21 protein-coding genes are annotated in these 25,710 nt (G+C 65.9%); 8 read left to right on the forward strand and 13 right to left on the reverse strand.

Translation table 11 applies throughout. From position 1 onward, the window contains the following. Positions 1 to 566 (forward strand): transposase (locus VD964_RS08565; protein ID WP_324867554.1); only part of this gene is annotated, 566 nt, incomplete at its 5' end. On the opposite strand, the gene VD964_RS08570 is transcribed toward VD964_RS08565, so the two are convergent. The 12 genes from VD964_RS08570 to VD964_RS08625 form a co-directional block, all read right to left on the reverse strand. After that, the gene (locus tag VD964_RS08570; protein WP_324867556.1) at positions 556 to 777 is read right to left on the reverse strand and encodes a hypothetical protein; all 222 of its coding nucleotides are present in this window, start codon (positions 775 to 777) and stop codon (positions 556 to 558) included. The two genes, VD964_RS08565 and VD964_RS08570, sit on opposite strands and share 11 nt — an antisense overlap. Further along, a complete protein-coding gene (locus VD964_RS08575; protein WP_324867558.1) occupies positions 768 to 2,750 on the reverse strand; it encodes a CHAT domain-containing protein in 1,983 nt (660 codons plus the stop codon). Before VD964_RS08575 ends, VD964_RS08570 begins: the two co-directional genes overlap by 10 nt. A 15-nt stretch (positions 2,751 to 2,765) precedes the next feature. Then, a complete protein-coding gene (locus tag VD964_RS08580; RefSeq protein WP_324867560.1) occupies positions 2,766 to 4,259 on the reverse strand; it encodes a metallophosphoesterase in 1,494 nt (497 codons plus the stop codon). Positions 4,260 to 4,367: 108 nt separating this feature from the next. Next, the gene (locus VD964_RS08585) at positions 4,368 to 6,254 is read right to left on the reverse strand and encodes a hypothetical protein (protein ID WP_324867562.1); all 1,887 of its coding nucleotides are present in this window, start codon (positions 6,252 to 6,254) and stop codon (positions 4,368 to 4,370) included. Between the two features lie 99 nt (positions 6,255 to 6,353). After that, positions 6,354 to 8,510 carry a D-Ala-D-Ala carboxypeptidase family metallohydrolase gene (locus VD964_RS08590; protein ID WP_324867564.1) on the reverse strand — a complete coding sequence of 719 codons (2,157 nt, stop codon included), beginning with the start codon at positions 8,508 to 8,510 and terminating at the stop codon, positions 6,354 to 6,356. A gap of 210 nt (positions 8,511 to 8,720) precedes the next feature. Then, entirely contained in the window at positions 8,721 to 10,589 is a 1,869-nt protein-coding gene (locus VD964_RS08595) for a hypothetical protein (protein WP_324867566.1), read from the reverse strand. A gap of 598 nt (positions 10,590 to 11,187) precedes the next feature. Then, a complete protein-coding gene (locus tag VD964_RS08600; protein ID WP_324867568.1) occupies positions 11,188 to 11,568 on the reverse strand; it encodes a hypothetical protein in 381 nt (126 codons plus the stop codon). Between the two features lie 172 nt (positions 11,569 to 11,740). Next, a complete protein-coding gene (locus VD964_RS08605; RefSeq protein ID WP_324867570.1) occupies positions 11,741 to 13,147 on the reverse strand; it encodes a TRAP transporter large permease in 1,407 nt (468 codons plus the stop codon). 4 nt (positions 13,148 to 13,151) lie between these two features. Further along, complete coding sequence (locus VD964_RS08610) at positions 13,152 to 13,778, reverse strand: TRAP transporter small permease (protein WP_324867572.1); 627 nt, start codon at positions 13,776 to 13,778, stop codon at positions 13,152 to 13,154. Between the two features lie 44 nt (positions 13,779 to 13,822). Next, positions 13,823 to 14,809 carry a sialic acid TRAP transporter substrate-binding protein SiaP gene (locus tag VD964_RS08615; protein WP_324867573.1) on the reverse strand — a complete coding sequence of 329 codons (987 nt, stop codon included), beginning with the start codon at positions 14,807 to 14,809 and terminating at the stop codon, positions 13,823 to 13,825. A 373-nt stretch (positions 14,810 to 15,182) separates the two neighbouring features. Continuing rightward, positions 15,183 to 15,872 (reverse strand): GntR family transcriptional regulator, encoded by a 690-nt coding sequence (locus VD964_RS08620; RefSeq protein ID WP_324867575.1) that lies wholly within the window; start codon positions 15,870 to 15,872, stop codon positions 15,183 to 15,185. 29 nt (positions 15,873 to 15,901) lie between these two features. Beyond that, positions 15,902 to 16,801, reverse strand: coding sequence for a dihydrodipicolinate synthase family protein (locus VD964_RS08625; RefSeq protein ID WP_324867577.1), 900 nt, complete (start codon positions 16,799 to 16,801; stop codon positions 15,902 to 15,904). A 247-nt stretch (positions 16,802 to 17,048) separates the two neighbouring features. Between VD964_RS08625 and VD964_RS08630 the strand changes: the two genes are divergently transcribed. From VD964_RS08630 to VD964_RS08660, 7 genes are read left to right on the forward strand one after another with little or no spacing between them, the layout of a single operon-like run. Then, positions 17,049 to 18,395, forward strand: coding sequence for a sugar ABC transporter substrate-binding protein (locus VD964_RS08630; protein ID WP_324867579.1), 1,347 nt, complete (start codon positions 17,049 to 17,051; stop codon positions 18,393 to 18,395). Beyond that, positions 18,392 to 19,324, forward strand: a complete 933-nt coding sequence (locus VD964_RS08635; protein WP_324867581.1) for a sugar ABC transporter permease — start codon at positions 18,392 to 18,394, stop codon at positions 19,322 to 19,324. Before VD964_RS08630 ends, VD964_RS08635 begins: the two co-directional genes overlap by 4 nt. Continuing rightward, positions 19,321 to 20,151 (forward strand): carbohydrate ABC transporter permease, encoded by an 831-nt coding sequence (locus VD964_RS08640; protein ID WP_324867583.1) that lies wholly within the window; start codon positions 19,321 to 19,323, stop codon positions 20,149 to 20,151. Before VD964_RS08635 ends, VD964_RS08640 begins: the two co-directional genes overlap by 4 nt. A 25-nt stretch (positions 20,152 to 20,176) precedes the next feature. Beyond that, on the forward strand, positions 20,177 to 21,304 hold the full coding sequence (locus VD964_RS08645) for a sn-glycerol-3-phosphate ABC transporter ATP-binding protein UgpC (RefSeq protein ID WP_324867585.1): 1,128 nt from the start codon (positions 20,177 to 20,179) through the stop codon (positions 21,302 to 21,304). Then, on the forward strand, positions 21,304 to 22,317 hold the full coding sequence (locus VD964_RS08650; RefSeq protein WP_324867587.1) for an aldo/keto reductase: 1,014 nt from the start codon (positions 21,304 to 21,306) through the stop codon (positions 22,315 to 22,317). The genes VD964_RS08645 and VD964_RS08650 overlap by 1 nt, the downstream gene beginning before the upstream one ends. A 20-nt stretch (positions 22,318 to 22,337) precedes the next feature. Then, the gene (locus tag VD964_RS08655) at positions 22,338 to 22,793 is read left to right on the forward strand and encodes an RbsD/FucU family protein (protein WP_324867589.1); all 456 of its coding nucleotides are present in this window, start codon (positions 22,338 to 22,340) and stop codon (positions 22,791 to 22,793) included. Between the two features lie 31 nt (positions 22,794 to 22,824). Beyond that, positions 22,825 to 24,006, forward strand: coding sequence for a fumarylacetoacetate hydrolase family protein (locus tag VD964_RS08660; RefSeq protein WP_324867591.1), 1,182 nt, complete (start codon positions 22,825 to 22,827; stop codon positions 24,004 to 24,006). Positions 24,007 to 24,149: 143 nt separating this feature from the next. On the opposite strand, the gene VD964_RS08665 is transcribed toward VD964_RS08660, so the two are convergent. Then, positions 24,150 to 25,676 (reverse strand): altronate dehydratase family protein, encoded by a 1,527-nt coding sequence (locus tag VD964_RS08665; protein WP_324867593.1) that lies wholly within the window; start codon positions 25,674 to 25,676, stop codon positions 24,150 to 24,152. Between the last annotated feature and the right edge of the window lie 34 nt (positions 25,677 to 25,710).

A 25,710-nucleotide genomic window follows, 5' to 3' on the forward strand; every position in this document is an offset into this window, starting at 1 on the left:
GGCGGCGCTTACTCGACCGGCTGTGCCGCACGTGGCGCATGGCATGCGGCGACACGGCCGAGCCGAGCACGGTGGTGATCGACAGCCGCACCTGCCCCTCGGCCCCGAGTTGTTTCGCGCGGGGCGTGGATGGCGGCAAGAAGATCCGCGGCGTGAAGGTCAGCATCGCCGTGGAGAAGTACGGCCTCCCGCTGGCGATCGACGCCATGCCGGCCAACGTGCACGACACCAAGGGCATCGTACCGGTACTGCGCCAACTCGCTGGACGTGGGTTCCAAGGCCCCGCTATCGGCGATGTCGGCTATCGGGGTGAACGCTTGGCCAAAGCCGCGGATGCGCTCGGCATCATCGTCCGGCCGATCGCCCGCGGCCGTGACGGCGTGTTCATCCCTACCGAGATCGCCTGGGTCGTGGAGCGCTCCTTCAGCTGGATCAGCCGCTACCGACGATTGAACACCATCGTCGAGCGGACAAAGGAGCATCTCGTCGCGTTCGTCGAAATCGCCTTCATCTCCATCCTCTCCAGGCGCCTGAAGCGGCTCACGCCCCAGGAGGTCAGCGCATGACGTCTACGAACAGGTTCTGAGCGGCGCCCTCGCAGACCGCCAGCACGCCCGCCAACTCGCCGTGCAGGTCGGCGTCCAACCCCGCTCCGGCAGGGGAGGGCGTCAGGACGACGCGGTCGATCATGACGCGCACCATCTCCATCGCCTCAGCTGAGCGGCCGGTTCGTTTGAGCGCCGCCAGCCGCTTGGGTACGCGGCGGCTTATGGCCACCGCGTACCCAGGCTCGCAGGAAAAAGCTGCAGGATCGTTTGGGCGAGTGCATGAACCTCGGGGGGCAGCGTGGCAATGGCATGGTACCACCCGGTGTACCGGCGCAACTGCCGCAGTGTGGTATAGGCTTCAAACGCGCTGACCCCGGTGTTGGTGATGTTAAGGAGCTCGCCTGCGTACATCATGGCGCGATCACGCACCTCCTGCGCCTGCCCGCGCCCCTCTTCGGTAAAGAGGGTCAGGAGTTCAAGCTCGACCAAGTTGCCGTAGGACCAGAGTCTCTGCTCGGCGCTGCTGTCGGAGGCGTAGATGTCCTCTTTCGACAAGAGCTGGGCCGCCGCCATGAGCTTAGCAGCCTCCGCCTCGTCGACTAGGGCGGCGGCGTCACTACCCTTGAGGCAGGCGAGCACGCGCGTCAGCGACAGGTGCTGGACCAGCGCCCAGCCGCTCGACCGGTTCCGCCGGAAAGCGTCGCGGTAATGATCACGGGCCTGCTGCAGCCGCTCGACCACGGTGCTATCGCAGTGGTCCGCCATCAGATAGAGGATTTCGGCCTGGCGCTTCTTGGTGCTGCCGAGGAGGCCGGAGATCCGGGCACCGTCGATCGGCAACTGATAGAGCAGCGCCGAAAGTGCCTTCGTCGCCTCTTCAATTCGAACGCATGCGCTGGCGAGCGAAGCCTCGCGCGCCTTCGGGTCCAGACCAGCGTGCAGCCGGATCGACTCGTCGGCGACGTTCATGGCGGCGTCGATGCTCATCACCGTGCGGCGGATACGCAGATCGCACAGATGTCGATGGAACTCGGGCGGGAGTGAGGCGTAGGCGGTCAGGCTCGCCCAATCGTGTGTGTCTGAAAAATCCGAATGCATATCGCAGCGGAGCTTTTGCAGAAGTTGGCGCGGATCCTCTGCCCAGAGCAGGCCCTGGTATAGGGTTTCCACGAGTTGCACGGACCCTTTGAACGACAGGGGAAACTGACCGGCCACCACCATGGGGATGCCAGACTCGTGGAGTGCGTGGGCAATGCTGGCGCCGGCGCCGGCCACCGATCCGATGCTGCCGCTGTTGCAGCTGGCGAGCGACACGAGGTGGGGCTGGGTGGAGGTTCGGTCTTTTGCGCCGTACCCCTGCAACGGAGGCGCGGGGTCGCGGCTGGCGGTCAGCGCTGAGGCCAGCCTGGGGCCGTCCACATAGTCGACCTGCGAGAGGTCCCTCGCGTCGTGCAGGGCAAGGCAGAAGCTCCAATCATCACCGATCTGATGCTTAACCCCGTGCGCCAGGATGTGGACGTGTGTGAAGCCACCGTCCGCGCAGGCTTCGCGGATGGCCTCGATCGACGCGTTGGGGAGCACAACCAGATGTTCGGCGACGCGTTGGCGGCGCTCCCGGTCGTCTTTCGGATCGTAGTATTGTATCCACGGGGATACGGCTTTGCGCAACGCCAACAGATGCGATTGCAGGGGCACCGAGCCGACGCCGTCAGGGCTGGCGGCAGCGAAGAGGATCCTGAATTTGTCGGGCGGCGGCAGCATTTCATTGGTCGCGCGCCGAACCTCGCGGGTAAGGCATACCGGCGACTGCGTTTGCAGCAGCAGATGCTGTCCCGCACCCGGGCAGCCGTTTGGCGACAGCGCGAGTTCGAACGGCAGCAGCGCGAGTTCCGACGCCGAGATGATCAGCCGCAGGTGCGTCAGCCCGCCGGATTGGTGATTGACCGCGGCCTTCAGGCCAGGAACTTGGTCGAGGATGTCACCCATCACCCGTGCTGTGTCGCGTAGCTGGAAATGCCGTGATTCGGGTGATTCCTGGTATTCAAGTGCGCTCAACCGGCGCAGCACCTGATTGTGCTCGAAGGGAAGGTGCACGGTGACGGCGCTGTGGTTCTCGCACAGCGCCAGATATGGGGTAAGCGGCGAGACGAGCTGGTTATGGGACGGCCCGTGGCGGAGCAGTTCCAGGGTGATGGTGCGCATCGCGTTCTCCTGCCCTCAATCCTTGGGATACCGGCTATCATTCACCCTGCAGAAGACATCCTTCGTGCCGTCGCCGGAGACGAGCCGCAGTTCGCCGACGGCCCGCCCGTTCTCCACGCCGATCCACACCACGGTTGGCAGGCGGAGCACGAAGCCCTCAATCTTTTCAAGTTCGTCCATGCTCCCGGCCTCAAAGGCGCCGAACGCCTTTGCGAACAGGCCGGCGTCATCCAAGATATCCTTGGTCAGCTGGATCAGCCGCGCCCAGGAGCCGCTGTTGAAGTACCAGCCGCTGGTGAACTTCCGCGGGATTGACCGTTGCAGGTGCGTGTGTCCGGCGATGATGATGTCGACCGTGTCACCGACTTCCTTGTCCAGGTAGTCGAAGGTCTCGTCCGGTCCACGCAGGTCGAAAGACAGATCCTTCTTCAGGTTTTCCAAGACCTCCCGCAACACCTCCGAGGTCGGTCGCCGCCGGATGAGGTTGTAGATCGCCCCGGAGACGCCGAGCTGCCCGTTCAACTCGTCGTCCGCCACCAAATCGATCGGGGCGATGTCTGACCGCAGGCGGGCTTCCGCTTCGTCGAGCATGCTTTCCGCCAGCGCCGCGCTATCGACCGGCGACACCGGCCGATGCCTCGGCGGCTCCTGTGCGGCGGGCCGCTCCTCGGTCGACAGGAAGCCCATGGCGCGTCGGACCTGGTCGCGCTTCATGCGGACATAGGCCGCCGCGACGCCGTCCAGCTTGCCGACCAGCGCCGGATCGAGCGCGGCTAGAGTATGCAGAACCGCCTGCTTTTCTGGTTTGAGGAGATCGACGAACGGATATTTCTTCTTCACGTCGTTCATCACGTCGATGACGAGCTTGGTGCCGGCGTTCGGGACCCAGTCTTCCGTGGGTCGGCCGTGCAGGATATCGCGTCCCTGCCGGCGGACCGTCTCGTGGTCGATGACGTTCCAATCGTCGCCATCGTTCCCGTGGATGCACAGCACCCGCGCATTGCCGACCCGGCAGAGGAACCCGGCTCCGTCGAACGCCAGATGGATTCGGCCGCGCGCGGCGTCGTCGCCGGGCGTCGTGCCGTCTCCGCCCGCCAGCCGTTCGAGCAGATGAGCACGAACCCACGGAAGCGCCAATTCCACATCGTGATTGCCGAGCGTGATGATCAGGCGCCGTCCGGGCGTCGCCACGAAGGCCCGCAGGGCATTCCAGGCTCCCTCGAACGCCGGATCCGCCATGATACGGTCGAGCTTCGCAATCGCGCCCTGCGGATCGAAGTGGCTGGAGCCATCCTCCGCGAGGAAATCGACGAAGTCGCCGTTGATCACGAACGCAATGAGGCCGTTCGCTTCCCTTGCCGTCAGCTCCTTGACCAGCCTCTCCAGTTCCTTGCCCGATGCGAAGATCTGGAAGCCGGTCTTGCCTCCAAGATGCAGGTCGGAAATGGAGAACAGCTCAGCGAACTCCGGAATACAGGAATCCAGAAGGGAAATCCTACGTTGCGCCATCTCAGGAGCCCTCTTTTTGAAGAAACCGCCGCGCCACGCCATTCAACGCAGCAACAACATACGATCCGCCACGCACGCCATCCCAATCAGGCATTGGGGAAAGCATGGTTAGCTGGTAAGGCCCATTTCCTTAACCGCAGACGCCAGGGATGTGGTAAGTCCGGGAATTCGGGCTTCAAGGTCCTTCTGCTCGGCGTTGAGGCGGTTGATTTCCGCCTGTTTACTGGCGATAAGTGCCGGCAGGTCAGCGAGCTGTTGGGCCTTACTTGCGTCGAACGTCGCTCCCGGCGGGAGCGCCGCCTTCTCAGCTCTGAGCGCCTTTTCCTTGTCCTGCAGCGACTTCAGCGCAGCCTCGCCCTCCGCCTTGTCTTTCAGCAGAGTGTCCAGCCGTCCCTTTGCTTTGTCCAACTCGTCCTTCAAGGCCTGCGAACGGGCCAGGGCGCTGGAACCGGTCAGTTTGCTGCCAATGTAGACGCTCTGACTAATGCCGAGCAAAAGCAATGTGTTGGCATCGAGTTGCGGGAAAGCCGCGGTGTCGGCGATCCTCCAAACGACATAGCCACCGATCAGCAGCGTGAAGACGAAAAGTTGAAGCTTGAGCATGTCGAACCGTTTGCCGGAACTCAGGATTTGCCAGAAGCGCAGATCTTCGGTCGGCGCCGGCCCCACTCCGGGCACCGTGGTCTGTGTGGAGCCGCGCGTCGCGGCAATCCAGCGCGCAAGAACGCTGCCTGCGCCGGCGATGCCCAGCAGGCCCATCATCTCCGTGGTCAGGCTAAGCAGACTGCCGGTAACGGCGAAGACGTAAAGGAACCCCCACACGGTGATGACGGTCCAGACGAAGATCTGGAACAGCGATAGACTGGGTTCGCCATCATTCCCAATGAACAACCCGGCGAGCCACCGTGCCCAGTCGTCCTTCGACGCACCGAGGTCGTCATGCCGAATGTTGAACAACCACCAGAACAGACAGATGGTGATCACACCTGCGGCAATGGCGGCCGCCCATTGCGCGATGGCGGTAAAGCCGCCATAAGCGGCGTATCCGCCGCTCGAACTCGCGACGGCGAGTTCGATGGAATTGAACATGTTGCCGGACGCATTCAGAACGCTGCCTGGAACGCTCAGCAGCACCGATGCCCCGCCGCTTTCCGTGGGCCTGATCTCGGTAACGCCGACACGCTGTGGTTCCGCCTGGCCGATGGTCCGTGCGCAGGCGCTTACGCCGACGCCGCGGTCGAAGCGCAGGCCTGGCCGGTATGCCTCAATGGCGAGATCGGCCAGCCCCTTCTTGCCCGATGCCCGCTCCGGCTGCAGCGTCGCGCTGGTTCCCAGGAGCCATTGGGACGCAATGATAGGCTGCAAGACCACCACCGACGCGGCTTGGCCGTTGCCGAGGGGCAGCGTGCCTTTGGTTCCGACGGACAGCGTCAGCCGCATCGGGGCCGTCTCGATCTTGATCGCTTCCGCCTTCACCTCGGCATCGAGCTTCACCGCGTAGCTTCCGGAGGGGGCCGGACCGAAGCGCAGCCGTCCGGAGGGGCCGAGCAGGTACGCGCTGCCGGAATGGTGCATTTCCAGGGTCCTGCCATCGAGGACGAACTCGCCCTTGGAGACGCGTACGATGGTGTCGGCGGGCAGCGTGACGGTGACGGCCTTCGGCGATGCCGCCAGGGCGGCCGCCTCGATGTCCGCGGCCAACTTTGCATCCTCCAGATTGGCCGTCACGGGTTCCGTCGTGATGAAACCGAGGGCTTCACCCACTGGCGGTCTGATGATGTCGAAGTGCCCGGCAGACTCCTGGGCCGAATCCTTCAGGCTGTGCAACGTCACCGAGGTGGTGCTCGGGATCTCGACCGGGGCAAGGCACTCTGCCCAGGTGACGGCGCGCTCCAGGGAGACCGGCTCGAGTGCCGGAGAGCCGATCACCAGGCGGATTCCGCCCAATGACAGGGCCAGGAGGATGGTGATCAGCATACTAAGACGGATCTTCATGGAACCCCCTCCCGCATTCGTGTTTCTGTCGCTCGCGTCCCCGTGGCTTCAGGCGATTTGGTGGAATGCGGGAGCCGCGCCCCGCCTGAAGGCGCGAGGTCAGCCGGTCCAGTCCCGATTATCGCTCTGGGTGTCGAGGTGAACGAAGCCGCTGTACACGCCGATGCCGCCCTGGAAAAGGCCCCGCGCGCGATAGTCCTTCAGCATCCTGGCCCAGTCACCCGGCCTGCCGATCTCGCAAACGAAGTCGATGGCCTTGAAGCTGAGGTGTTGGCTCTGCGGTGCACCTTTGATCGCTTGATTGTACTGTGGCGAGCGGTAGGCGCTGCGGATCCGGACACGTGCCCCGAGTTCGCTGCGCAGCCGCTGCAAGATGGTCATCGTCGGACCGATGTTCTTCCACAGGTGTCGTGGCGGGTGGGTGTTGAGTTTGGCGAAGGGACCCGCCTCGTTCTGGCTGCCCAGGTACAGGACTTCGTTGGCATTGAAGTTCTCGAGTCCTAACGTTCCGAACCACGCGACGAAATCCACATAGTCGGACCAACCCGCATGGGGGCTGCTGCTGCCGGGCGTCGCCAGCGCCACCGCCGGCAACTCCTCGAGACTAGCCTCGGTCGCCTCGGCGATCGGCTCCAGAGTGCTGTCACGCGGATCCGATGCCCCCAAGGCGACCAACTCTGCGATGGTCGAGCCCGCCTCAAGCTCGATCCTCGACACCGGCCGGTCGATGAGACCCCACTTGTCGAGCGCGTACCCGCTCCGATGCACGGTTGCGACGCCACGCTCGAAAGCCAGCTTCCGGTTCAGCACGTCGGCGCGCCACTTTTCCTTGCTGTGCGATGCGATGACCTCGGCGAACGCCGCGCGGAGTTCCGCGCCGCTCCTGCCGGACGCGGCGACGTCCTGGAGGTCTTTCCGTTCGTCAGCCTCCAAGCTGTTCTGGACGGCGACGTCGAACCAGAAGCCGGCATCCAATACGGAGAGCTCGCGGCCTCCCATGAAGGTGTCGATGTGCCGGAGCGCCCCTCCGGTCCAATACCGGTCGAAGGCGGCTTCCATCTGCACCTGCCGCGCTTCGGGAAAGCTGCCCAGGCGGCGGAACGCATCCCGCCAGGGCAACTCGACCTCGTATTTTTTGGCGCCCCTCGACAGGCGGTCTCCCCATTCAACCCGGTCCGTCGGCGACGACATCGCCAGCACCTCGTCCAGTTCTTCCAGCAGCGCCCCGAACGCCTGCCGGAGCGCTCCGGTCCGCCGGCGCTCGATCGCCTTGAGCAGCCTGCCCAGCTCGCCCCCCTTCAGGGTGAAGCCGATGAGCCCGAAGGTCAGGCCCTGCTTGTCGAAATTGCCGACGATGCGGTCGAACCAAGTGCCTTCGAAGGCGGCCGTCAGATTGAGACAGAGATCGAAGACGGACGGCGCCTGCCGCCCGGTCAGCCGGCGCCACAGGTCGGCGTCGATGGCGTCGCTGGCCGGCAGGTTGTTGGCCGCCTGCCAGCGGCGAAGCGCCCCGGCGGTGATCTTGCCGAAGACCCCGTCCGGCTCGACGGACTGTCCGGCACGGCCCAGCGCGACTTGCAGCGCCGTTACCACGGGTCCCTGCACATACGCGAAGTGGGCGCGATCGGTGACCAGGGCGGCGACGGGATAGTTCAGCCCTCCGGGCACTGGTGCGGGCGGAGCGGGCGGCGTCGCGATCGGCGCGGGGCTGGGCGGCACCGGCACCAGCGGCGTCTGGCTGGCCAGCGCGGCCAGATCCACCGCGCGCGCTTCCACGACCGGCTGCGGGCGGAAGCCCAGGGGCGCCGCGAGGCTGTCGAGAACGTTGTCGATGGGGAGATAGGCGCAAACCGCGCCATCGCCCGCGACCAGGAGCCCAACGACATACCCCTCCTGGTCGAGAACGACCGAGCCGCTGAGCCCCGGCTCGACGTCCGGCGAGCACAAGACCGGCTCATCCAGCCGCCAGAAAACCTCCCCCTGACGGCCGTTGTAACGGACAAACTTCGGATCCTTCGCCTTGCCCAGCACTTTCAGCTTCTGCCACCGGCCGTCGGCTCGATGGATCCAGACGGCCGAGGGGGGCGGATCCTGTTGGTTGACGCCGGTCGGCGGGCCGAAATCGCCCAGGGACGCCGCTTCGGGCGGCACCACCCCAACGAGGCGCGCCACCGCGACGTCGAGCCCGGAATCCTCGGTCGAGACGGCCAGCACCTCGCCCAACAGCGTTCCGTCGCCGGCAATCTCGACCAGCATCGGCTGGTGGTCCCATCCGATCAGGCATTCGCCGAGGCCGGGGGACGTCGGGGCCGGTGGTCCCGGCCGTTTGAGGACGTGACCCGCCGTGAGCAGGTAGCGCCGGCCGTCATCCTGATCGGGTTTGCGAAGAAGGCATCCAGCTGTACCGGCCCCTCCCCCGTCGAGGGGGCGTCTCCGGATCGGTACGGTCGCGCATCGGAACATACGTCAGCCCCCCTGGTTGCGGCACCCGGTCTTCAGTATCCGTTCGTTCGTGGCGCGATCGAGATAGCCGTCGAGCGGCAGCCCCCTTTCCCGTTCCTGGAACCTGAAGATCACTTCACGGAGCCTGCTGTCGAAGATCTCTGCCGGGCGCGGGTCGCCTTCCTTGTTCACCCGGCACAGGATCCGGATCTTCAAACGCCAGACATCGTCGGACGCCAGTTGATCCGCGACCCGTTCGCCGGCCGGCAGCTTGCGGATGGCCTCCTCGCGTATCCGGACATAAAGGTCGCGGTTGAGTGCCGTCGGATTGTCCATCGGTGCGAAGGCCTTGAGCGCCTGATCGTCGGCCGTCGTCCACTGTGGGGTCGAGCTGTCGCCCGCGTTGATCGTCTGGCGCACCATCTTCCGTTGTTCGTTGGTCAGCAATTCCCAGAAGCTCATGGGCGGGCGTGACCAATCGGTAGAACCGGAAGCTCCGGAGCGCGCGTCCGGACCGCCCGAAGCGCGGTTGGAGCCGGCGCCCGCCTGTCCGTCGGTGCCCGCCTGCACCTGGATTCTGATCTCCCGCGTCGTGCGGCCGGCGGCATCGCTGATGAACAGGATCGGTTGGTGCGCGCTGTTGGCGTTGCGGGTGGTGAGCACCACGGTGACGACACCGTTTTGCAAAGTCGTGTCAGCCGCGGTGGTCCCGGCGTCGTAGGTGCCGATGATGCTCGCCTGCGGCAGGCCGGTGCCGCCGGACACGGTATACACGCGCCGGTCGGTGGGCTTCATCACAACGGTTGCTTCGTTCGGCACGATCCGCAACTCACCCTCGGCCCTGGGCGGTTGGCAGGCCTTCATCTCCTTCACGATGGCCGCCGCCGCGGACGCGCGCTCGACATGAACGCCTAGTCTCGACGCGGCCTGGGCAACCCTCCGGAGACTGTCCGGCAATCCCGGCGTATTGGCAGAGGACCGCCCTGTGAACCCTCCGCGAAAGACGTCGAAAGCAGTGCCCGGGAATGTTGCTCCGGCCCCCGGAACCAAGCCGGATAGGACGGTCGTTACCGCCGCCGGGTTGGGATCGGTCTTCGCGATCTCCCGGTCGGCGGCCCCGACCACGTCGAGCACGTGCGAGCGCAGCACCACGCCTGCGGTGTCGAGTGCCACTCGCAGTTTGACCGCCTTTTCGAGATTCGCCACCGCCCCTCCGCGAATGCGCTCGATATGCTGGGATGAGGGGTCGTCCTGACCGTAGAGGGGCGTGATGGAGTCGAGTTCGGCAAGGGCAGCGCGCAGGTTCTCGATGCCGTTGTCCAAATCCGCCTTGTCGCTCTGGGTCATCAGCAGGGGGCGTTGCGCCAGAATGAGGCAGCCGATGGCCTCCGCGGCGCTGATGTAGACCATCTGGCGCGGATGGTTGTCGTAATAGGCGGCGCCGGAGAGTGTCGCGACGCTGCCCAGCCCCAAGCCTTGGGCCAGCGTCTTCGAGCCCGTATCGGTCACGCCAAGGAAAAGCGCCGTGGCCCCCAACGCGCCGGCCAGCAACGGAGTGGTATTGCGTAACGCGCTGTACTGCGCCGCGGCGTTGAGGTAGGCGAGTCGCTGCGCATCGGCGGCTTCGATCGCGGCCGGAAGCGTGCCCGTCAGCCTGATCTCCGGATGTGATCCCTGTGCCGCACCCCCATTTTGGTCAGTCGTTTGTCCTTCGAACGTGCTGCCGAACAAGCGACTGTCATGGACCATAGGCTGAAGCGGCGCGCAGGCCACCATAATGCACGTACCGACGGTCGCAGCGATGGGACCGCGGCCGAGCCCTCTCGACACCCGCCCACATATCGGCTTTTGCCGCCCCTCTTCCTGCGAGCGTTCATTGCCTTTCTTATTCATGGGCGATCCACACATAAAGAAATGCGCGTCATGGTAGGCAATGACATTTGGCGCGGCCTGTCAACTGTACATTTGTGCGTCTAGCTAATATGACGGTTGTGTAACGTTGAGCTTAACCCGACGGTGCTGGCAAGCGCGACCGGATTGCGGGAGTAATTGCTGCAGTGTTTGTCACTGGGTAGATGTATGGAAGAACATAGATCCCTTGGGCATTGGCGCGAAGTTGTGATGCGCGGTAGCAATAACCAAGGATCGTTATTTCACGACCAGAATTGATCCTGCGGGTGGTGCGCTGGTGCCCGCAGTTGCGGATAAGCTACCTTGACCTGGAACACATGCTGGTCGGCGGCGACATCGTCGAGGACCACATTAACTTCTGCCACGGGATCTAAGCTGGACTTTGGCCAATTTCCCGGGTTCGGATCAGCCGTGAATCCAGAAGCTCGGCTCGTTGGCGACGTAGTCGAGGGCGTGGTCGAGCGCCATGGTCGCGATCCCGAAAGGGTCTGAGGCTCCCCACCGTTCGCCATTCCACCAGAGCACCTGGACCGTGTCGCCGTCGCCGGTCGGCCGGAACCGTGCGACGGGGGCACCGGGATCATGCGAGGACACCGACGACGGCCGCCGCCAGGGCCGGGTCGACCGGCCCTTCCAGACGCAGGCGTGCCCCGCTGGGCAGGATGATCTCGAGGATCGCCGGGCTCGTGGTCGGACCCGTCGGAGGCGGCAATGGCCCACGGGGCTCCGTGACCGGCGGTTCCGTGACGCTCGGCTCCGGCGTGACGGTCACCGCGACGAAGCTGGGCGGTTCGGCCACGGCGCTCCCGCTGGCCTGCATCAGCCCTCGCCAACGGTACGGCAGGCTTTCGTGCACGCCCGGCCGGCGGAACGCCTCCTCGACCATCCGCACCTTCTCCGCCGACGTGTAGGTCCGCCGTCGCTCCGTCCCTGTCAGAACCTCGAACCGCTGATAAGCCATGATGTTTGCAACTCGTTTGCGTCCGCGCGATGAAGCGCCACGCAAAACTCAGATGCCGGCCCCCACTTTGCCAAAGCGGTTTTCACCGGAGGCGTACCATGTTGTTCCGTCGCCGCGCGTTGTTCCGCAGCCTCTCGAGCCTTGCTCATTGAATCGGCCCGCCTGCCGGCTCCTACTTGCCGAGCCCCATCGCCCTCGGCAGCCACAGCGTTATTTCCGGTACATAGGTGATGGCGATCAAGGCGGCGAAAAGGGGGACCAGCCAGGGCAGGATCGCCATGGTTGTCCGCTCCACCGATAGCTTCGCCACGCGCGCCAGCACGAAAAGCACCATCCCCAGCGGCGGATGCAAGAGCCCGATCATCAGGTTCAGCACCATCACAAGACCGAAATGCAGCGGGTCGATCCCCAGCTTCAACACGATGGGCAGCAGGATCGGCACCAGGATGGTGATCGCCGCGATGGTGTCGATGAAGCAGCCGACAAACAGGATCAGCAGATTCGCCAGCAGCAGGAACACCCACTTGTTGTCGGTGAAGCCGAGGATGGCGTCCGTCATGATCTGCGCTGCCTGACTGGCCGTCAGCAGCCAGGCGAAGATCGAAGCCGCGGTTACGATGAACAGGACCGAGGCCGTCGTCTCCACCGTGTCCAGCGTCGCCTTGGCAAGGGAGCGCAGCCGCATGGTGCGGTAGCGGACGAGCCCGAGGAACAGCGACCACAGCACCGCCGCGACCGCCGCCTCGGTCGGGGTGAACCAGCCCAGCGTCATGCCGCCGATCAGGATCACCGGCGTCATCAGCGCCATGACGGCGGAGAAGTCGAAGTACCAGTCCGCCGCCAGCAGTGCGGCCAGGGCGATGGAGATCGCCCAGTTGACCGAGACGCCGGCCAGCGTCATCAGCCACACCGCCAGCGGGAAGCTCAGCACGACGACGATCTCGACCGACGCGGCGCCCAGCCGGTGCCAGTCGAAGACCATGTCGCCGCCCCACTGGTGCCGCCGCGCATGGATGGCCACGGTCGCCATCATGAAGATCGTCATCAGCACGCCCGGAATGACACCCGCCAGGAACAGCGCGCCGATCGAGACGTTCGCCATCATCCCGTAGATCACGAAGGGCAGCGACGGCGGAATGATCGGCCCCAGCGTGGCCGAGGCGGCCGTCACCCCGACCGCGAACTCCGTCGAATAGCCATGGTCCTTCATGGCCTTGATCTCGATCGTGCCGAGGCCGGCGGCATCGGCGATGGCGGTGCCGGACATGCCCGAGAAGATCACCGAACCGACGATGTTCACCTGCCCCAGACCGCCGCGCATCCAGCCGACCAGGGCGATGGCGAAGTTGTAGATGCGGCCCGTCACCCCGGCGATGTTCATCAGGTTGCCGGCGAGGATGAAGAAGGGAACGGCCAGCAGCGGGAAGCTCTCGGCACCCGCGATCATCCGTTGGGCGAGCACGAGGTCGGGTACCGACCCGCTGACCAGAATGTAGACCAGCGAGGCCGCCGCCATGGCGACCGCAACCGGCAACCCCAGGAGCATCAGGCCGAGGAAGGAACCGATGAGGATCCACATCCGCTTACACTCCCGTTCCGTCGAAGGCTTCCGGTTTCTCCAGCACCGAATAGCCGCGGCGCCAGTTCACGATCGTCACCTGCAGCGACCGCAGGGCCATCAGCGCGCAGCCGGCGAGCACGGCATAATAGAGGAAGCCCTTGGACAGCTGGACGGTGACCATCGTCTCGTCGCCGACCACCTCGATCAGCCGCCATATCAGTTGGGTCAGATAGACGAAGAAGGCGGTGCGGATCACGTCCACCAGGGTAGAGAGGAGTCGCCCCGGCGCGTCCGGCAGGAAACGGTAGAGGATGTCCACTTGGATGTGGCGCGACAGCCGTACGCACATGGCCGAACCGATGAACACCAGCGCCACCAGGCAATAGGAGGCGATCTCCTCGGTCCAATTCAGCGAGTCGTTCAGGACGTAGCGGGTGAAGAACTGAAGGAACACCGCCCCCGCCATCAGCCAGAACAGCGCGACGGTGGCCCAATCCTCGACCGCATAGGGCGACAGGTCGGCCGGGGGAGCCTCGTCCACGAAGGAATGGGCAAGTTCCTCCGGCGTGATCTGGATGTGATGTTCCTCGCCGGGCGGCTGTTGCAAGCCGGCCCCATGCGGAACCGACTGGTTAACGTAGCTCGTCATGCGGACCCCTCTGGCTTGCGGGATGGCAGGCGGCAGGCGGCGCGTCACTGCAGCGCCTGGATCGCCTCCCAGTCGGCCTTGCGATAGCCGGCGCTCTCAGGCGTCACCGCCTTCATCACCACATCCTTGAACTCCGCCTTGTTGACCTCGGTGACGGTCAGGCCCTTCTGGCGGAAGGCCTCCACCAGCTCCTTCTCCTTCGCCTGGATTTCCGCGGTGGAACGGGCCGCCGCCTCCTGCGTCACCTCGGTGAAGGCCTGGCGGTCCTCCGGCGACAGCTTGGCCCACAGGCTCTTGGAAATGATGGTATTCAGGCTGTCGATGATGTGACCGGTGAGGATGATCTGCTTTTGCACCTCGAAGAACTTCTTGGCCTCTATGGTGGTCAGCGGGTTCTCCTGAGCATCCACCGTGCCGTTCTGCAGGGCGAGATAGACCTCGGCGAAGGCGATCGGCGTCGGGTTGGCGCCGCAGGCCTTGGGCATCGCCAGATAAGCCGGCGCATCGGGCACGCGGATCTTCAATCCCTTCATGTCCGCGCAGCTCTGGATCGGCTTGTTGGAGGTGGTATGGCGCATGCCGTAATAGGACAGGGCGACGATGTGGTGGCCGGTCTTCTCCTCGTACCCCTTGGCGAGGGTCTTGAAGACGTCGCTCTTCGCATAGCTCAGCAGATGCTGCGGATCGCGGAAGATGTAGGGGTAGTAGGTGACGCCGATCGGGGGATAGCTGCGCGCGGCGAAGCTGGATCCCGAGATGATCATGTCAACGGTGCCGAGCGACAGGCCCTGGTTGATGTCGGCTTCCTTGCCAAGCTGCGAGGCGGGGAACACGTCGATCTGATAACGGCCGTTGGTACGCTTCGCGATCTCCTGCGCCGCCCAGACCGACTGGGTGTGGAAGGGCTCCGACGTCTCGTAGACATGCGCCCATTTCAGCTTGGTCTGGGCCTGGGCCGCGGACAGGACGGTGAAGGGCAGGGCCATCAGCACGGCGAAGCTCAACGCCGCGCGACGAGTGCGAGTTTCCATTGGCATTCCTTCCGATTGTGAGGCGTCCCCCGGCTGGCTGGGGAACCTGGGAGGGGCGCGCCGCGCGGCGGTCGACCGCCTCGGCTAATATATCAACAGCCGATTGTTCGTGACGCAAGCTATTTTGTCGCGGGTAGGAGCTTATTTTATTGCGGTACCGGGTTAACCCAGTCGTACGGCGCCAAACATCCACACATGCTGCAGGCGCGAAGAGTATTCATAGGAAATACTGCGGAGAAACCGGCCGCCTCGACTTTATTCGGGCGGAGATGAATTTGCCTGGATCGGAACGGGCGCTGTGCCGTCATATGAGCGGACTGCCAAGGACAACCGGAATGCCTGCCGCGTCACCGCAGCCCGTCACCGCAGCCCGTCACCGCAGCCCGATGGCCCGGTCGCGGGCGCTGAGGATATGCACGCTGATCGCGGCCTTGGCCTGCTCGGCGTCCCGCGCAAGGGTCGCCTGGATGATGGCCAGATGCTCGCGCATCGTCGGCAGCAGAACGGTGGTGTTCAGTTTGGTCTTCGACTGCTTGATCAGCCGGATCTTGATCTGGTTGACCCGGTAGGCGTCGGAAATGATGGTGTTGCCGAGCGCGTCGATGATCGTCAGATGAAGCGCCCAATCGATGTCCTGGGCTTCCTTCAGCAAGGCGGGCTGGATCCCGCCGGAGGATTCCGCTTCGGCGCAGGCGGCGATGATGCGTTCGTGGTCATCGAGCAGCGCGCGGATCGTCGCCTCCGGCGCCTCCTCGGCGAAGACCGCCACCGCTTCCCGCTCCAGGAACAGGCGGAACTGGAAGGCATCGCGGATGAGGTTGAGGTCGACATGCGCGACCTGCATGCCGCGCTGCGGGACCGTCTTCACCAGCCCCTCGGCCTCCAGGCGGGGGATCAGCTCGCGGATCGCTCCCAGCGGCAGTTCCGTCAGCTCGACCAGCTCACGCTGCGAGATGAACTGACCGGGGCGGATCTCGTCCGCCAGCAGCCGGCGGGTGAAGCTCTCGTAAGCCCGGCTGCGCAGGTTGACCGTTTCCCGGTCGCGTTTGGCGGAGGTCTTCATCCGTATGCTGTCCTGTCAGGCGGCTCCGTTCAGGCGGCCTTTTCCGCGAAGACCCGGTCGTAGAGGTGGCCGAGAGTCGCGGCGTCCGCCAGCGACATAGGCAGCAAAGGCGCTCTCACCGTCAACCATGCACTCTCGCCGGTGGTGTGCGACACCAGCGCTTTCACCGCCGGGGTGACCGGGTAGCGCAGCACCGCGTCCACCAGCTCGACCAGCGCCGTGTCGTCGCGGCCCTGGTGGACCACGGCCCGCAGCCGGTGCGGCACCAGATTGGCCATGCCGGAGATGGCGCCCTGGCCGCCATCCCGCACCGCCTGGGCCAGCACCCGCTCGTCGCCGATCAGCACGGCGAGGTCGTGACGGTGGGCGGCGAGCAGCTCCTGGCTGTAGCTCCAGTCGCCGGCGGAATCCTTGACCCCGGTGATCGCCTGCGGGAAGGCGGCCTTCAGCCGGCCGATCAGCGCGATGGACAGCGGAACCGCGGTGACAGAGGGGATGTGGTACAGGATGATGTCGCGCGCCCGGTCGCCCAGATCGGTGATGAGGCCGGAGAACCATGCGAACAGCCCGTCATCCGATACGCCCTTGAAGTAGAAGGGCGGGGCGACCAGCAGCGCCCGCACCCCGGCGTCGAGCAGCTGGTTGGCCTGGGTGAGCGCATCGTGCAGCGACGCGGCGATGACCCCGCCGACCACATGGCTGCGGAAATCGATGCCGGCACCCTTCAGCGCGCCGATCATCTGGTCGCGCGCCACCTGACCGAGCAGCGGCCCCTCCCCCGTGGTGCCGAACAGGGTGACCGAGTCGCAGCCGTTGGCGAGGCACCAAGTGGCATGGCGGGTCAGGCGGGCCAGATCCACGCTTCCGTCGGCCAGGAATGGTGTGGTCAGCGCGCAGGACAGGCCGAAGCGGCCAGTGGATTGATTCACTTTGCATTTCTCCAAGAGGCGGCTGAAGGTTCGGCCGGAAGACCGGCGCGCTACCACTAACATGTTACTATGATGTTTTTCGTTTGCAAGGGGTGCACGCAAGAATTATACGTTGACCAAGCAATCAAATCGGTGGCGGTGCGGATTCGTGTCGCTCAAACTATCCGCCATGTGCCGGTCCAATCCGGGTGTCCGCACCGATCGGGGCCCGACGACAAGAGGCTCAGGCGATAACGGGGAGGAGTGCATGTTGACGTCGAACGGAATGTGTTTGTCGCGCCGCCGGCTTTTGGCGTCGGGTGCAGCGGCCGGGGCACTGGGTCTGAGTGGTCTCGGCCTGCCGGCTTTCGCCCAGACCGGCGGGATCAACTGGCGCAAATATGCCGGCAGCAGGATCGAGGTGAACCTGATCAAGAGCCCTCGCGGCGAAACATTGAGCAAGTACCAGAAGGAGTTCGAGGAACTGACCGGCATCACCGTGGTGTCGGAACAGACCCCGGAACAGCAGCAGCGCCAGAAGGCGGTGATCGAGCTGACCTCCGGCCGGCCGAGCTTCGACGTCGTACACATCAGCTATCACGTCCAGAAGCGTCAGTTCGAAAAGGGCAAATGGCTGGCCGACCTGACGCCCTTCATCAAGGATCCGTCGCTGACCGACGCCGGCTTCCTCGATGATTTCTCCGAAGCCGGGATCACCTTCGCCCGCAGCCCGGAGGGCGGGATCGGCGCGCTGCCCTTCTCGGTCGATTACTGGATCGTCTATTGGAACAAGGATCTGTTCGCGAAGAAGAACCTGTCCTTCCCCAAGACCTTCGACGAGATGGTTGCCGCCGCCGCTGCGCTGACCGATCCGGCGAGCCAGACCTACGGCTTCGTCGCCCGCGGCATGAAAAACGCCAACACGCCGGTGTGGACCAGCCTGCTGCTGGGCTATGACCAGTACAGCGTCGATGCCAACCGCAACCTGCTGACCGACACGCCCGAGGCCATCGAGGCGGCCAAGCTCTACCAGACGCTGATGACCAAGTCGGCGCCGCCGGGCGTGACCGGCTTCAACTGGGCGGAATGCCAGTCGGCCTTCCTCCAGGGCCGCATCGGCATGTGGTTCGATGGCGTCGGCTTCGCCCCGCCGCTGGAGGATCCGGAAAAGTCGCGCGTCGTCGGCAAGGTCGGCTACGGCCTGATGCCCAAGGGGCCGAAGGCGCACGCCGCCGCCACCACCGGCGACGGCATCGGCGTTACCGCGGCGTCGAAGAACAAGGAAGCCGCCTACCTCTATTGCCAATGGGCGACCGGCAAGCTGATGGGCGCCCGCCTGCTGCAGGCCGGGGCCGGCGTGCCGTTCCGCAACTCCGTCCTGTCGGATCCGGGAGTGCGCAAGGGCGTGAAGATGCCGACGGCCTGGGTCGATGCCGTGGTGGAATCGGCTAAGATCAGCCGTCTCGCCCTGCCGGTCATCATCCCCGTCACCGAGTTCCGCGACGTGCTGGGCGGGGCGCTGACCAACATGATCTCCGGCAGCGATCCCGCGGCCGAGCTGAAGCGGGCCACCGCCGACTTCAAGCCGATCCTTGAGCGTAGCGAGAAGACGTGAGCATCCTGGCCTCTTCCGACCGTGTGGTCGGCGCCGCTTCCGTCGGCAGGACGAAGCGGCTTCGGCCCTCCTACTGGCCCTTCGTGGTGCCGGCGCTGATCGTCGTCGTCGGGGTCATCATCTTTCCCTGGGTCTTCACCCTGTGGATGAGCGCCATGGAATGGCGCATCGGCGAGGAGCAGCGCTTCGTCGGCCTGCAGAACTATGTCCGGCTGTTCACCGACCTGCGCTTCCTGGAGGCGATGGGGCACACGCTGGTCTACACCGCGCTGTCGGTGGTGGCGCCGCTGGTGCTCGGCACCGCGGCGGCGCTGGCCTTCAACACCAAGCTGCCGGCCCGCGGCCTGCTGCGCGGCATCTTCGTCATGCCGATGATGGCCACCCCGGTCGCCATCGCGCTGGTGTGGACGATGATGTTCCACCCGCAGCTGGGGGTGCTGAACTACCTGCTGTCGCTGATCGGCATCGGGCCGCTGCAATGGGTCTATCACCCCAGCACGGTGATCCTGTCGCTGGTGCTGGTGGAGACCTGGCAATGGACGCCGCTGGTGATGCTGATCGTGTTGGGCGGTCTGGCGGCGTTGCCGACCGAGCCGTATGAGAGCGCGCAGATCGACGGCGCCACCGCCTGGCAGCGTTTCCGCTACCTGACCCTGCCGATGATCAAGCCCTTCCTGATGGTGGCGGTGATCATCCGCACCATCGACGCGCTGAAGAGCTTCGACATCCTCTACACCATCACCCAGGGCGGGCCGGGCACGGCGTCGGAGACGATCAACCTGTATCTCTACAGCGTCGCCTTCACCTACTACGACATCGGCTACGGCTCGGCCATCGCGGTGGTGTTCTTCGTGCTGATCATCATGCTGTCGCTGATCCTGCTGTACCTGCGCCAGCGCAGCGCCTGGAACACGGGAGACGGGCAATGAGCCGGCCGCTGAGAAAGCTACTGGACAAGGCCGGCATGGCCGTCTGCGTCCTGCTGCTGGTGTCGCCGGCGCTGCTGTTCTTCATCTGGATGCTGTCGCTGTCGCTGAAGTTCGAGATCGACAACGGCGCCTATCCGCCGATCCTGATCCCGGAGCGCTTCGCCTGGAAGAACTATACGACGATCTTCGAGGGCAACAGCTTTCTCCTGTATTTCTGGAACAGCCTGATCGTCACCGGGGCGGCCACGCTGTTCGCGCTGCTGGTCGGCGTGCCGGCCGGCTACGGCATCGCCCGGATGCGGGCGCACAAGTCGGCGGTGGTCATCATGATCGCGCGGATGACGCCGGGCCTGTCCTTCCTGATCCCGCTGTTCCTGCTGTTCCAATGGCTGGGGCTGCTCGGCACGCTGTGGCCGCAGATCATCATCCATCTGGTCGTCACCGTGCCCATCGTGATCTGGATCATGATCGGCTATTTCGAAACGACGCCGATGGAGCTGGAAGAGGCCGCGATGGTCGACGGCGCCACGCGCTGGCAGATCTTCGCCAAGGTGGCGCTGCCGATCGCCAAGCCCGGCATCGTCGTCGCCTTCATCCTGTCGGTGATCTTCTCCTGGAACAACTTCGTCTTCGGCATCGTGCTGGCCAGCCGCGAGACGCGGACCCTGCCGGTCGCCGTCTACAACATGCTGTCCTTCGAGCAGGTGAGCTGGGGGCCGCTGGCCGCCGCCGCACTGGTGGTGACGCTGCCGGTGCTGATCCTGACCGTGGCCGCCCAGCGCCAGATCGTGGCCGGCCTGACCGCCGGCGCCGTCAAGGGCGGCTGATCCATCCCAAGAAAGAGACGACCCCATGGCCTCCGTCAGCATCCGGAACGTCCGCAAATCCTACGGCGCGGTCGAGATCATCAAGGGCGTGTCCATCGACATCCAGGACGGCGAGTTCGTCATCCTGGTCGGCCCGTCGGGCTGCGGCAAATCCACCCTGCTGCGCATGATCGCCGGGCTGGAGGAAATCAGCGGCGGCACCATCGCCATCGACGACCGCGTGGTCAACGACATGCCGCCGAAGGACCGGGACATCGCCATGGTGTTCCAGAACTACGCGCTCTACCCGCACATGACCATCGCCGACAACATGAGCTTCGCGCTGCGGCTGAAGAACACGGCCAAGAGCGAGATCGCCGCCAAGGTGGAGCGGGCGGCTAGAATCCTCGGCCTCGGGCCGTTGCTGGGCCGCTTCCCGCGCCAGCTTTCCGGCGGCCAGCGCCAGCGCGTCGCGATGGGCCGCGCCATCGTCCGCGATCCCAAGGTCTTCCTGTTCGATGAGCCGCTGTCCAACCTCGACGCCAAGCTGCGGGTGCAGATGCGCACGGAGATCAAGGAGATGCACCAGCGGCTGAAGACCACCACCGTCTATGTCACCCATGACCAGATCGAAGCCATGACGATGGCCGACAAGATCGTGGTGATGCATGACGGCATCATCGAGCAGATCGGCGCACCGCTCGATCTCTACGACAACCCGGCCAACATGTTCGTCGCCGGCTTCATCGGCTCGCCCGCCATGAACTTCATTCCCGGCAGCATCGGCGGCGACGGCTTCACCACCGAGACCGGCGACCGCCTGCCGCTGAGCGGGCGCGTGCCGGCGGCGTCGGAGGGGCGCCCCGCCGTCTATGGCGTGCGGCCGGAGCATTTCCGCCTTGCCGACGAAGGGCTGGCCGCCGAGGTGGTGGTGGTCGAGCCGACGGGGTCGGAAACCCAGATGGTCCTGCGCCCTCTCGGAACCAAGGCGGGCCAAGTGGGGACAGGCCAAGTGGGGACAGGCCAACTGGGAACAGGCCGCGAGGATCGTCGGCGCGAACTGACCTGGGTCCTGCGCGAGCGCACCGGCGCCCGGCCGGGCGAGGTGGTGCGGATCGCCCCCGACCCGGCGCTGGCCCACCTGTTCAACCCCGACACCGGGATGCGGCTGTGATGGCGCTGCCGACCAGAAGCCTTGGCCGCACCGGCATCGCTGTCTCGGAGATCGGCTTCGGCGCCGCGCCGCTGGGCGACCTGTACGGCCATCTCGACGAGGCCACCGCCGTCGGGGCCGCCGTTACCGCCCTGTCGGCAGGGGTGACGCTGCTCGACACCTCGCCGCTCTATGGTCACGGCCTGGCGGAGGCGCGCTGCGGCGCGGCCCTGCGTCAGGCCGGACGGAACGGCGTCGTGCTCTGCACGAAGGTCGGGCGCTGGATGGACCCAACCCAGGGCAGGGGCGACGGGTCGGGCTATGCCGGCGGCTTTCCGCACCGGGCGGTGATCGACTATTCCTATGACGGCACGCTGCGGTCGGTGGAACAGTCGCTGCTGCGGCTCGGCACCGACCGCATCGACGTGCTGCTGATCCATGACGTCGATGTCTGGACCCATGGTGCCGACCGCATCGAGGCGTGCTTCGCCGAGGCGATGGACGGCGCCTATCGGGCGCTCGACCGGCTGCGCGCCGACGGCACGGTCAAGGCGATCGGCGTCGGGGTCAACGAGGCGGAAATGTGCGTCCGCTTCGCCCAGGCCGGCGATTTCGATGCCATGCTGCTGGCCGGTCGCTACTCCCTGCTGGAGCAGCCGGCGCTGGACGGGTTCCTGCCGCTGGCCCAGGCCAAGGGCATCGGCGTGATGCTGGGCGGCGTGTTCAATTCCGGCATCCTCGCCAGCGGGGCGGTGCCCGGCGCCAAGTACAATTACGGCCCGGCCCCGGACGGCATCATGGAGCGGGTCGGGCGGATCGAGGCGGTCTGCCGTGCCCATGGCGTGCCGCTCGCCACCGCGGCGCTGCGTTTCGCGCTGGGGCATCCTGCGGTGTCGTCGGTGGTGCTGGGAACGGTGACGGCCGACGAGGTGCAGCGCAACCTCGCCGCCATGGCGGCGGTCGTGCCGGGCGCGCTGTGGTCAGATCTGAAAAGCGAAGGGCTGCTGGCGGCGGACGTGCCGGTGCCCGGCTGAACGAACAGGGATAAGATGTCATGCTGAAAGGACTGGACCCGCTTCTGTCTCCCGACCTGCTGTGGGTGCTGGCCGCCATGGGGCACGGCGACGATCTGGCGCTGGTCGACGCCAACCACCCGGCGGCGACCATCGCCCGCGCCACCATTTCCGGCCGGCTGATCGTGTTGCCGGGGGTGACGATGGCGCGGGCCGCCCGCGGCATCCTCAGCGTGTTTCCGCTCGACGGCTTCGTGCCCGATCCGGTGCGGCGGATGCAGGTGGTGGGCGATCCTGCCGCACTGCCTGCCGTGCAGGACGAGGTGCAGGCCGAGATCGACCGCGCCGAGGGCCGCGCGCAGCCTTTGCAGGGGATCGAGCGTTTCGCCTTCTACGACGCCGCCCGCCGTGCCTTCGCTGTCGTGCAGGTCGGTGACCCGCGACCCTATGGCTGCTTCCTGCTGCGCAAGGGCGTCATCGCCGGCGACATGCCGTAACCAGATCCAAACTCAAAATCCGGAACCCGACATGATCCAGTTTCCCGTGGATGTGACCCGCATCCTTCCCAACGACGGCTATGCCGGCGCCCTGGCCGGGCGGGTCTGGCGGCCGGGCATCGGCCCGTCGGTGGTGGCGGTGCGCGCCGACGGTGTGTACGACGTGACCGCGTCCTTCCCCACCATGAGCGAACTGGCCGCCCGGCCCGACCCGGCGGCGGACCTTTCCGCGGCGGCGGGAGAGCGCATCGGCGCGCTGGCCGACATTCTCGCCAACACGCCGCCGGACGGTCGTGACGCCGATGCCCCCTGGCTGCTGGCGCCGACCGACCTTCAGGTGTTGAAGGCTGCCGGCGTCACATTCGCCGTGTCGATGCTGGAGCGGGTGATCGAGGAGCGCGCCCGCGGCAATCCCGACGCCGCCGAGGCGATCCGCGCCGAGGTGCAGCGGCTGGTCGGCGACGATCTGGCGGCGCTGAAGCCCGGCTCCGAAGCGGCGCTGAGCCTGAAGGAGGTGCTGATCGCCCAGGGCGCCTGGAGCCAGTATCTTGAGGTAGGCATCGGCCCCGATGCGGAGGTCTTCACCAAGGCGCCCGTCCTGTCGGCGGTCGGCACGCTGATGGATGCCGGGCTGCACCCGAAATCGACCTGGAACAACCCGGAGCCGGAGGTGGTGCTGATCGTCGCCCCCGATGGGCGCATCACCGGGGCGACGCTGGGCAACGACGTCAACCTGCGCGATTTCGAAGGGCGCTCGGCCCTGCTGCTGTCGAAGGCAAAGGACAACAACGCGTCCTGCGCCATCGGTCCCTTCATCCGCTTCTTCGACAAGACCTTCACGCTCGACGACGTGCGGACGACCGATGTCGCCCTGACGGTGGAGGGGCCGGAGGGCTTCCAGCTGGCGGGCCTGTCCTCCATCTCCCGCATCAGCCGCGATCCGGAGGACCTCGTCGCCCAGACCATCGGCCCGGTCCATCAATATCCCGACGGCTTCGCCCTGTTCCTCGGCACCATGTTCGCGCCCACCCAGGACCGCGACAATCCCGGCGGCGGCTTCACCCACAAGGAGGGCGACATCGTCACCATCGCGGCGCCCAAGCTGGGCGCGCTGGTCAACCGCATGCGGCCGAGCGACGCCTGCGAGCCCTGGAGCACAGGCATCGTCGAGCTGATGCGCTCGCTGGTCCGGCGGGGAGCGCTGAGGGGGTGATGGGGCCTCTCCCTCTCCCCCCCGGGGAGAGGGTCGGGGTGAGGGGGCGGCACAGGGTGGCTATCCCGAGAATCCCCGCCGCGCATCCCCCTCACCCTAACCCTCTCTCCGGGGGGAGAGGGGATTTGACGGATCGTGACCCATCACATCACGGCGCCGATCTGCCAGGGCACGAATTCGTTGTCGCCGATGCCGTTCTCCTCGCTGCGGGTGCGGTGGCCCGACGCGGTGTCCAGCATCAGGCGGAACAGGGCGGCACCGGCCTCCGTCACGCTGGTGCCGCCGTCCAATACGGCGCCGCCGTTGAAATCCATATCCTCGCCCATGCGGGCATACAGCGCGCTGTTGGTGGCGATCTTCAGGGACGGCGTCGGCTTGCAGCCGTAGGTCGATCCGCGGCCGGTGGTGAAGGCGATCAGATTGGCGCCGCCCGCCACCTGACCGGTGGCCGACACCGGGTCGTAGCCGGGCGTGTCCATGAAGACGAGGCCGTGGTCGGTCACCGGCTCGGCATAATCCACCACGGCGTTCAGGCGGGTGCCGCCGCCCTTGGCGACCGCGCCCAGCGATTTCTCCAGGATGGTGGTGATGCCGCCGGCCTTGTTGCCGGGCGACGGGTTGTTGTTCATGTCGCCCTTGTGCATGCGGGTGTAATCCTCCCACCAGCGGATGCGGTCCATCAGCTTGTCGGCGATGGCGGGGGAGGCGGCACGGGCGGTCAGCAGATGCTCGGCGCCATAGATCTCCGGCGTTTCGGACAGGATGGCGGTGCCGCCATGGGCGACCAGCAGATCGACCGCGGCGCCCAGAACCGGGTTGGCGGTGATGCCGGAATAGCCGTCGGAGCCGCCGCATTGCAGCCCGACCGTCAGGTGGCTCGCCGGCACCGGCTCGCGCCGGATGTCGTTGGCGATGGGCAGCATGGCATGGACCAGGGCGACGCCGCGCTCGATCGTCTCGCGGGTGCCGCCTTCCTCCTGAATGGTCAGGGTGGCGATCAGCCCGTCCGGGCGCGGGGCCAGCGTCTGGGCCAAGGGGGCGATCTGGTTCATTTCGCAGCCCAGCCCGATCAGCAGCAGCCCGGCGAAATTGGCGTGGTCGGCATAGCCGCGGAGCGTGCGACGCAGGATCGCCATGCCTTCGCCCGTGCCGTTCATGCCGCAGCCGGTGCCGTGGACGATGGCGACCACCCCGTCGACGTTCGGGTAATCGGCCAGCGCAGTCCCGTTGAAGGCATCGGCGATGCGCTTGCAGACGGTGGCGGAGCAGTTCACGCTGGCGATGACGCCGATGTAGTTGCGGGTGGCGACCTGCCCAGACGGCCGGCGGATGCCGAGAAAGGTCGCCTGCTCCCCACCGCGCTCGGCCTCGACGATGCGGGTGGAGCCATGGTCGAGCCGGGCCTCTCCCATGCCGAGATTGTGGACGTGGACATGCTGGCCGGGATCGATCGGCTGGGTGGCGACGCCGATCACCTGTCCGTATTTGACCACCGGTTCGCCGGGCGCCACCGCGCGGATGGCGATCTTGTGGCCGCTGGGGATGGTGGCGGCGGCGGTGCCGGCGAAGCTGCCGACGCCGACCGGGCTGCCCGCGGGGATCTCGCGTGTGGCGACCGCCACGCTGTCCGACGGGTTCAGCAGGAGAAGTTCTGGAACGGAAGTCGGCATCGGTCAGGTCCTTGGATAAGGAAAGCGAGGATGG

Origin of the sequence: Azospirillum sp. (genome assembly GCF_035628975.1) — a bacterium.
GTDB lineage: Bacteria > Pseudomonadota > Alphaproteobacteria > Azospirillales > Azospirillaceae > Azospirillum.